The sequence below is a fragment of the Hymenobacter jeongseonensis genome (assembly GCF_015694725.1).
Classification (GTDB): domain Bacteria; phylum Bacteroidota; class Bacteroidia; order Cytophagales; family Hymenobacteraceae; genus Hymenobacter; species Hymenobacter jeongseonensis.
This window is the reverse complement of record NZ_JADQDQ010000001.1, coordinates 871574-879982: the sequence shown is the minus strand read 5'-3', so window position 1 is coordinate 879982 and position 8409 is coordinate 871574. Positions and strand designations below refer to the sequence as shown.

8 protein-coding genes are annotated in these 8409 nt (G+C 55.3%); 1 reads left to right on the top strand and 7 read right to left on the bottom strand.

Features of this window, described 5'->3' with window-relative positions; all coding sequences use genetic code 11:
* Window positions 1–321: hypothetical protein (locus I2I05_RS21770; RefSeq protein WP_230688105.1), on the top strand; the 321-nt coding region annotated here is incomplete at its 5' end.
* Window positions 322–581: 260 nt separating this feature from the next.
* On the opposite strand, the gene I2I05_RS03670 is transcribed toward I2I05_RS21770, so the two are convergent.
* The 7 genes from I2I05_RS03670 to I2I05_RS03640 form a co-directional block, all read right to left on the bottom strand.
* Complete coding sequence (locus I2I05_RS03670; RefSeq protein WP_196280823.1) at window positions 582–1757, bottom strand: serine hydrolase; 1176 nt, start codon at window positions 1755–1757, stop codon at window positions 582–584.
* A 250-nt stretch (window positions 1758–2007) separates the two neighbouring features.
* Complete coding sequence (locus I2I05_RS03665; protein ID WP_196280822.1) at window positions 2008–3267, bottom strand: hypothetical protein; 1260 nt, start codon at window positions 3265–3267, stop codon at window positions 2008–2010.
* A 74-nt stretch (window positions 3268–3341) separates the two neighbouring features.
* Entirely contained in the window at window positions 3342–4670 is a 1329-nt protein-coding gene (locus tag I2I05_RS03660) for an APC family permease (RefSeq protein WP_196280821.1), read from the bottom strand.
* A 133-nt stretch (window positions 4671–4803) separates the two neighbouring features.
* Complete coding sequence (locus I2I05_RS03655; RefSeq protein ID WP_196280820.1) at window positions 4804–5331, bottom strand: DUF2480 family protein; 528 nt, start codon at window positions 5329–5331, stop codon at window positions 4804–4806.
* A gap of 81 nt (window positions 5332–5412) precedes the next feature.
* Window positions 5413–6105 carry a tRNA (adenosine(37)-N6)-threonylcarbamoyltransferase complex dimerization subunit type 1 TsaB gene (gene tsaB, locus I2I05_RS03650; protein WP_230688104.1) on the bottom strand — a complete coding sequence of 231 codons (693 nt, stop codon included), beginning with the start codon at window positions 6103–6105 and terminating at the stop codon, window positions 5413–5415.
* On the bottom strand, window positions 6086–6625 hold the full coding sequence (locus tag I2I05_RS03645) for a hypothetical protein (RefSeq protein WP_196280819.1): 540 nt from the start codon (window positions 6623–6625) through the stop codon (window positions 6086–6088). Before I2I05_RS03645 ends, tsaB begins: the two co-directional genes overlap by 20 nt.
* A gap of 67 nt (window positions 6626–6692) precedes the next feature.
* Window positions 6693–8387, bottom strand: coding sequence for a S41 family peptidase (locus I2I05_RS03640; RefSeq protein ID WP_196280818.1), 1695 nt, complete (start codon window positions 8385–8387; stop codon window positions 6693–6695).
* Between the last annotated feature and the right edge of the window lie 22 nt (window positions 8388–8409).

Genomic DNA, 8409 nt, shown 5'->3' with positions numbered 1-8409 from the left:
ACGCTTGTAATGGTTGTGGTTCTCCTTGCGGCGAACCACCCTTACTATTTGTCTTTTCCAAACATTCAAAGAACGTGTACCTCACCCAGTTGGTGCGATAGTGCGGCTGCCGAAGCGGCCTATTTTTGCTTTCTTTCTTTCCCTTCTTGCGATTGGGAGTGCAAAGGTAAGCAGAAGTTTTTATCCGGCAAGCAAACGAGTGATATTTTTATTTTCTCTTCGTTTCGCTTTTCAAGATTTTTCCGCCTCCTATCGAAGCGGGGTGCAAAGGTAAGGCGCTTTTTTCGGCTTTCGCAAGAACTTTTGAAATTACTTTCTTAAGCGTTTGCTAAGCTGACACGGGGGGCAATACAAGTATTGTTGGCGTGAAGTTCCTTGCTGGTAAATTTTCTGTTGGAGCAATTGCTTTAGCAGAACCCGTAGTCCGTTTGACGATTTGGGACTGCAAAAGTAGGGTGATTTTCTGGCTTTACAAGGTGTGGCTGGAAGATTGATACTTGCGAAAGCGCAGGTGGAGGGGATTTGAGGCAAGGGGCTTTTAGGAATCAGCGACTTAGCCCGCGAGGGATTTTGGGTAAAATTTAGCGAATAGGCTCGGGAGCGAAGAACTCGGTGAGATTGGGGCGGTAACGGCGGAGGCGTTGGGCTTCATATTGCCGGATTTGGCGGCCCAGTTGGGCCAGGAAAGGAAGGCCGATACTGTCGTATTCGTAAGCACCGTCGTTAATAATGCCGTCTTGATTGACGTAGAGGACGGCACTGAGGAGGAATTCGGATTGGTGGAGAGTGTCGGCGAAATAGGCGACATCGGCAAGGTAGCCGTGCGACATGCCGACAATGTTGTAGATGCGGAGGGCAGATTGACGGGAGATTTCGGGGTTGCGGCCATAATAGAGGTATTTTTTATAAGCGTCGAAGTAGCGGGCAGACGTGCAAGGCTGGAAGCCAGACTCGTGGGGCGTGGCGTGGAGGTAACGGCGAAGGAAAGCTAAATCGGAGGTGGTGAGGCGGAGGCGCTGGGTGGCCGGGACGGATTCGGGGAATATTATGCTTTGCAGGAGGGCGGTGATGTTGGCCAGTGGCAGGTGATTGGCGGCAGTAAAATCGTAGGGTTCGGGAATAATGCGTCGGCCGGCTTGGTAAGCACGGCCTTTGAGAACACGGCCCAAGGGACTGAGGTAGGGCGTGGGGTTGTACTTGGCGGACTCTTTATATATAGTATCGCCTTGGGGAGTGTGGAAGCTGATGGGATTGGTGTGGCGGTTGGCGATGGTATCGCAGGGGGCGAAGCGGCGGGTGATGCGGACGTTGGGGTGACCGAGTTGGGCGAGGCGCTCGTTGAGCGGGCGCTGGCCGAGGAATTCATAGAGGCGATTGTAGGCAACGTTGTCACTGACTAGTAGCATCCGCTTGATGTAGTTGCCGACGGTGGCGGTTCGGTCGGAATCGGCGGGAGCGGCGAAGAGCACGGGGGTTTGGCAACGGTAGGCGGTGCCGGTGGCCATGATGGTGCGGCGGGTGACGCCGGGTATGTTGAGGTCGTTGAGCTTTTCGAGGGAAAGGGCTACGACAGGTAGTTTGACCAAGCTAGCGGGGTTGAAGTATTGCTGCGGATTGAGGTGGTAGGTGTGGGGGGTGAAGGTGGGGCGGTTTTGAGCGTCGCGGTTGATTTGGGTGTAGATGATTTGGAGTTCGTATTTGGGATTGGTGGCGACGCGCGCTAGCAGCGGATTCGTGCGAAGAAGGGAATCCAGCAAGGGAGAGTCGGTGAAGGTTAATCCATAATCCCCTCCCCTCCCAGGCGCTACGCCGCTCCCCAGGCGGAAGGCAGCTTGGCGATTGGTAGTGGCAGCTATGGTAGCTAGCGTGCCAATCATCAACAAAAAGGTTACTCCTATTATATAGAAGATTGAAAAACGATTTCGAGGAAGCAGCTTCATAATGGATAAAAACAAAAAGGGCCGCAGTGTTGCCACCACGGCCCTGTGAGGCTGGTTTGTATTGGTTCTACTCAGCTACGGGGATTAGGCGGCGAGCGAGGAGCAGATTGGAATCGGTTTGGCGCCAGTTGTAGCCGGTGCCGAAGGGCAGTGCTTTGGGACGGCGGGTGGTGTCGCGGTAGGCAGCGGTGAGTTCGGGCTGGTAATGTTTGGCGAAAAGATTGATGGGACGCTTGTAGGTACCGTAGTGATTGAACTGCCAAGCACCTTTTTGAAAGAACTTCATGGCAATACCCGAATCGTCTTGCAGAATGTAGCGGCTGCGGCGGAGAACCAAGCGGCGCACTTGGTTGAAATACGATTTATGCATCAAATAAGTAGCCGACTTTACATAGGTCGTAAGCGGGCCTAAGCTGCGCACAAACTCAATTGGAGCACTATTGGCCTTCAGCTTCCAGTCGCTGAGGTCGGCGGAGAAGTAGTAAACGGTTTTAGACTGGCCGTCGGGACCGCGCAGTTTCATCTCGACCCCTTGAACGAATTTGGGGTTCTTGGCTTGGGCGGTATCGGTGGAAGCATCTTGAAGGTGGCCGGTGGCGTCTAGTTGCACGGGCCGGATGGCGGTGACCTGGTTGCCGGTGCGGGCGGCGAACAGCATCATCAGGGGCAAGGCTCCATCGAGCTCGACGGACTTTAGGTCGACGGCCATGTCGTTGGTGCGAAAAAAGCTAAAGTTCAGGACTGACCAGAGCGACGCTTTGACGGCGGGAAACAGCTTGGGATTTGCGAGCGAGGCGCGGGCGGGTACGCTGCCAACGGGCTCTAGGCCCATCAGCACGTAGGTTTGGCTGGTGGGGAACATCGTGAAGACGTTCAGAAAATCGGGGCCGCTGAAGGGATAGAAAATGGTGGGGCTGTTGGCATGCACGGAATCGAGTTCGGTGCTGGCCCACTTCATCATGCTGGTGGTGTGGGTGGCGCGGTACTTATCCCAGCTTTTGTCTTGGTCTTTGGCGAATACTTGCCAGGCGGGTTGGGCGGCGAGTGGGGTGAGGTTGCTGCGCTGGCTGGGCTGCTGGCCGCCGAGAAACATGGCCACATCCTGGGCGTAGGCGGTATCGGGAGCGGTGGAGCGGTCGGGGCGCGGGGTGGCGGCGGATTGGGGAACAGCCGACTTAGTGGAATCCATGGCTGCTGCCGTGGTGGCCATGGTTTCTTCTGGGGTGGAAGAAATGGTGGTTTCTGTTTTGGTAGTCGACTCGGAGCAGGCGGAGAGCAAGAGCAGAGCGGCCGGCAGAAACCGGAGCGCAGCGGTGCGGAAATACATTATATAATATGGGGTATGAAAACGGTAGCTTCTGTTGCGAAGCTTGAATTGGTAATGCAAGTTACGGCGCTGCGTTAGCCTCTCGTGGCTGGTTGCAACGTGGCAAAGCGGGTGGTGATGAAGTAGACGAAGCCCCCAACCGCCAATGTACCCAAGCCATAGAGCGACTCTATGGGCTTTTCGCTCAGAATAAAAGCCAGCGTCCAGCCGCTGAGGCCGAGAAAAATGAGCGGCGTGAAGGGATACCCCCAGGCGCGGTACGGCCGGGCCAAATCGGGCTGGCGCCAACGCAGAACAAACAGGCCCAGCACCGTGAGGAAGGTAAACAGGTTCAGTACAAACCCGGCATAGACCAAAACGCCCTGAAAACTTGGTTTCAGGATAAAGGCCAGCGTGATGATGGTTTGCAACACTAACGCCCGGACCGGAATTCCAGCGCGGCTTTTGGGAGCCAAGAAGTGCAGCGCGGGAATGTCTTCCCCCATAGTCTGGACGATGCGCGGGCCCGCAAATACCATGGAACTGATGGTCGAAACGAGCAGGGCCGCAATGACGCCCCCCATAAGCCGCCCGCCAAGGGGCCCAAATAGGGAAGTAGCCGCTACAAAACCCACTTCCAATTGGCCCTTCAAGGCATCCAACGGTGTGGAGCGCAGGAACACATAGTTCAGCCCTACATATAATAGGAGCACCACAGCGGTACCCGCCAGCAGAATGCGGGAGAGGTTGCGCTTGGGGTTTTCGATTTCGCCCGTCACATACACCGCGGCGTTCCAACCCGAGTAGGCGTAGCTCACATACACCAGCGACACGGCAAACGCGGGGCTAAGCAAAGCGCGCCAGCCGGCGGCATCGGGCGCGAAGCTGAGCGGCTGCCCCTCCCCTATCACCATACCGGCGCCAATGAAAATCACCAGCACAACTACTTTAATAGTGGTAATAATAACTTGCAGCCGGCTGCCCGCGCGAGTGCTGGTACCATGCACGAGGGTGAGCAACAGCACCACCGTTACCGAAAGCCACTCTGGCTGCAAACTGGGCCACACGCTTTTCGCATAAGTGCCCAGCGCCAACGCGGCCAACGCGGTGGGGGCGGCGAAACCCACAGTGGCCGACACCCAGCCGGATAAGAACCCGAGCGCGGGATGATAAATCTGACTCAGGTAATGGTATTCGCCACCCGAGCGGGGCATAGCCGCCGCGAGTTCGCCGTAGCAAACGGCGCCGCACAGCGCAATGAGGCCGCCCACCAACCACAGCATCAGCAACGCAAAGCCACTTTGGATGCCCAGCACCTGAAATCCTAGGCTGGTGAACACGCCCGTTCCCACCATGTTGGCAATGACAATGGCCGCGCCGGTGAGGAAGGTGATTTTGTAGGGCGTTCGGGTAAGCTCAGGCATAGGGCAAAGATGCGAAGCATTACTGCGCCCATCTCCTACGCCAAACGTAGCGCAGCACCTTATCGCATCTGAACGAGTAGTTCTGAAGTGATGAGGTGCTGCGCTGCGTTTGGCGTAAGAGCCAGAATTGTGCCTATCCCGCCACGCTGGCGGCTTTGGGCTTTTTGTAGAGCGGGACGGTGCTGCACGGTTCGCCGTACATGATGCTGCTGGTGACGGGAAGCAGCTTTTGCATGATGGCCACGTAGGCGAAGGTGGGCACGGGCACATTGCCGCAGCCTTTCACTACCACTTTGGCGTCGCGGTATTCTTCGGTATCGATGGCGGCAATAGCTTCTTCGAATAAGGATTGTTCCAAAGCGTCAAGGTTGCCGAACACGTAGCGGTGGGCGTGGTTTTGCAGCTTGGTGGCCAGCAGCATGTAAGCCCAGGTGGGCACAATGGCATCGGCCGAGCAGATGATGGCGACATTCTTGCCGTCATACTGCGCCCAATCGTTGGTTTTGATGAACTCGCGAAAGTCCTTTTCGCGTAGGATGAGGCCGTGAAAAAGGTTGTCCTTGAGGTCATAAATCACCCGTTCGCCGGGATGGATGAATTCCTCCAGATTTATGGTAACAAGGCCACTGTTGGCGACGCGGTTGACGAAAAGAGGTTCCATAGAGTAGCGTGGACTCTGAGAGTCCGCGAATTTATTAATGAGTGAAAAGGCGAGAGGAAACGCGGACTCTCAGAGTCCACGCTACTTCGCTTTCGGCGTAGTGGTGTACACTTCTTTTAAGTAAAACGGCTCATAATACGCCACGTCCTGAAATTCCTGGCGGTGAAAAGCAGCGACGGCCAACGCCCCCACCGCTACTGCCGACGGCTCAATGCCTTTCAGAAAACCGGCATTGGGCTGCTCCCCCAGCAATGGCTGAAACTTGGCGGCACCGTTTCCAAAGAATAACACCGAGTGATGGGCCAATTGTTCGGCCAGCGTGTCGTCATCGAGCAGCAGCGGCGTGGGCGCCATCACCTCTTGGCCCTCGTGGCTGTAAATAGCGGCGTACACTTCCGTACGCCGGGCATCCAGCATTGGGCAATACAGTTGAGTCTCGGGCCAAGCCGTGACTTCGGCTACCTGTGCCGCCAGGGCTTTCAATGTGCTCACCGCTACCAAAGGAATATCCAGCGCAAAGCACAAGCCCTTGGCAGCGGCAGCGCCAATGCGCAGGCCAGTGTAAGAACCAGGCCCGTCGCTCACGGCCACAGCGGCGAGGTCGGCGAGGGAATGGCCCGTATTTTCCAGCAGCTGCTCTATTAATATAGTAAGGTGCGTGGAGTGCGACTTATCCAGTCGCAATTCAGATTGGCCAACCAAAGAAGCGTCAGCAATGCGGTGCAGGGCTACCGAGCAGACGGGAGAAGAGGTCTCAAGTGCGAGGATAATCAAGGGTATCGGCTTGAATAGCGTTATAAATGCGGTTGAGGCGGGGTTGAATGAACCATACTCCTATCGGCCAAATAATTAGCAGTACAGCTGTGCCTAACGTATGGCTAAATTCCGGTTTTTGCCCTTGCTCGTTTGCCACAACTGATGAAGCCACAAACCAATGAATTTGGATATAAGCAATGAATACATACAGCGCGGGGACTACCCATAATCCTTTTGCATTGAAGCTTGATGGCGTAACAATGAAGTCCGAGTTTGATAAAAGCTTGCTGATAATAGGAGCAGCCATTACCAAAACGACATTGACAACAAATAGGGTTACTCCGGTTTTCTCATTCGCTTTCTCAATCTGGTTCATTGTGTTACCAATCAAAGCAAGCCAGATGCAAAAGATGCTGAAGCCAATCAGTTTCAACATCTCACTCATGTCATCGTCTTTAACAAACCAGGAAATAAAATAGCAGGCAAGGAGTACTAGAAATACCTGCCAAGATTTCGCCTTTAGTATTGAATGCTCCATTGATTATTACTTAACAAAAAAGCAGGCGCCTCTCAGCGCCTGCTTTTTCACTTAACGCAGTCCAAAACTACTTCGTCCCGGCCGACTTCCTCGCGCTGGCAGCTTGGCCGCTCGGCTTCAGCAGGGCTGCGTACCGGTTGGGTTCGTTCAGCACAGCCACGGCGGCGATGATATTGGGGTCGTCGTCGAAGCCTGCTTCGGTGCGGCCTTTCTCAAAGTAGTAGCGCGACACAATTTCCTGCTCCAGCAACTCCTTGATTTCGGGCTTGAAGCGCTGCAGGTCGTTGGCCTTGTTCATGGTCACCTTCTTGCGGATGGCTTCGAGTTCGGCTTTCACGTCGTCGTAGTGCTTTTCATCCTTCACCTTTTTGCCGAGGTCGGTGAGGGCTTTTTCAGCGTCGGTGCTGTAGCTGATGTTTTTGCCCTGGAGGAAACCCACGAATTTCTGGTAGTCGGTATCGGTCAGTTTAAACTGGCGGGCCGGCGGAATGCTGGCGTGCTCGGCTCGGAAGCGGGTAGCGTAGTCAAACAGGTAGCTTTTTTGGAGCAGCACGCGGGTGATGTCGGCGATTTCACGGTCCTGCACTTCAATGTCGGGAGCCACGCCGCCGCCGTCGTACACGGTGCGGCCGGCAGTGGTTTTGAAAGCAGTGCGTAGCGAATCCGGAAACTTGCCCAGGGAACCGTCGTCGGCGCGGTGGGCATAGTCAATTTCCTGAATGCAACGGCCGCTGGGAATGTAGTATTTGGCCGTCGTCACTTTTAACTGCGAGTTGTAGCTCAGCGGGCGGGTAGCCTGCACAAGGCCTTTGCCGAAAGTGCGCTCGCCCACCAGCACGGCGCGGTCGTAGTCCTGCAACACGCCCGATACGATTTCCGAAGCCGAGGCCGACCGGTTGCTCGTGATGATGGCCACCGGAATCTGGGTATCGAGCGGCTGGTCAAGGGCCTTGTAGGTTTTGTTCCACTCCGTCACCTTGCCTTTCGTGCTCACCACGTCCAAACCTTTGTCGATGAAAAGGTTGGAGATATTCACCGCTTCGTTCAGCAAGCCGCCGGGGTTGTCGCGGATATCGAACACAATTTTCTTAGCGCCCTGCTCCTTGAGCTTGTTCACGGCCATGCGCACTTCCTTGCCCGCATCCACGGTGAAGGTACCGAGCTGGAAGTAGCCGACATCGCCGGAAATCATGCCCGTGTACGGCACGTTATCCACCTGAATTCTATCGCGGGTAATGTCAATCTGAACGGGCTGGGTTTGGCCGTAGCGCGTCACCATCAGCTTCACCAGCGAATTGGCCTGCCCCTTGAGGAGCTTGCTGATATCGGAATTGGTCTTTTTATCAACCACTACGCCGTTGATGTTCAGAATCTCATCGCCGGGGAGCAAGCCGGCCTTTTGGGCCGGGTAGCCTTCATAAGCACTTTGCACAATGGTTTTGCCGTTTCGCTTCACCACCGAGGCCCCAATGCCGCCGTACTGCCCGGTGGTCATGGTCCGGAAATCCTCAATGTCGTCCTCGGGGATGTAGTTGGTGTAGGGGTCGAGCGAGCGCAGCATCCCGTCGATGCCCGTTTTCACCAGCTTGGCGGGCGTTATTTCGTCCACGTAGTAGGTATTCACCTCCTTGAACAGGGTGACGAAAATGTCCAGGTTCTTGGCAATTTCGAAGTACCGTTCGTTGTCGGAAGCAGCCCGGAAGGATACCAGACCCAACGTGCTCAAAGCAAACGTAGCGAGTAGTTTTTTACGGATAGTCATAAAAATACAGGTAGCAGGTAGG

What these genes read in the sequence shown, in the direction of transcription:
- I2I05_RS03640 (WP_196280818.1), bottom strand. Translation starts at nt 8,387, where the DNA reads ATGACTATCCGTAAAAAACTACTCGCTACGTTTGCTTTGAGCACGTTG.
- I2I05_RS03645 (WP_196280819.1), bottom strand. Translation starts at nt 6,625, where the DNA reads ATGGAGCATTCAATACTAAAGGCGAAATCTTGGCAGGTATTTCTAGTA.
- I2I05_RS03655 (WP_196280820.1), bottom strand. Translation starts at nt 5,331, where the DNA reads ATGGAACCTCTTTTCGTCAACCGCGTCGCCAACAGTGGCCTTGTTACC.
- I2I05_RS03660 (WP_196280821.1), bottom strand. Translation starts at nt 4,670, where the DNA reads ATGCCTGAGCTTACCCGAACGCCCTACAAAATCACCTTCCTCACCGGC.
- I2I05_RS03665 (WP_196280822.1), bottom strand. Translation starts at nt 3,267, where the DNA reads ATGTATTTCCGCACCGCTGCGCTCCGGTTTCTGCCGGCCGCTCTGCTC.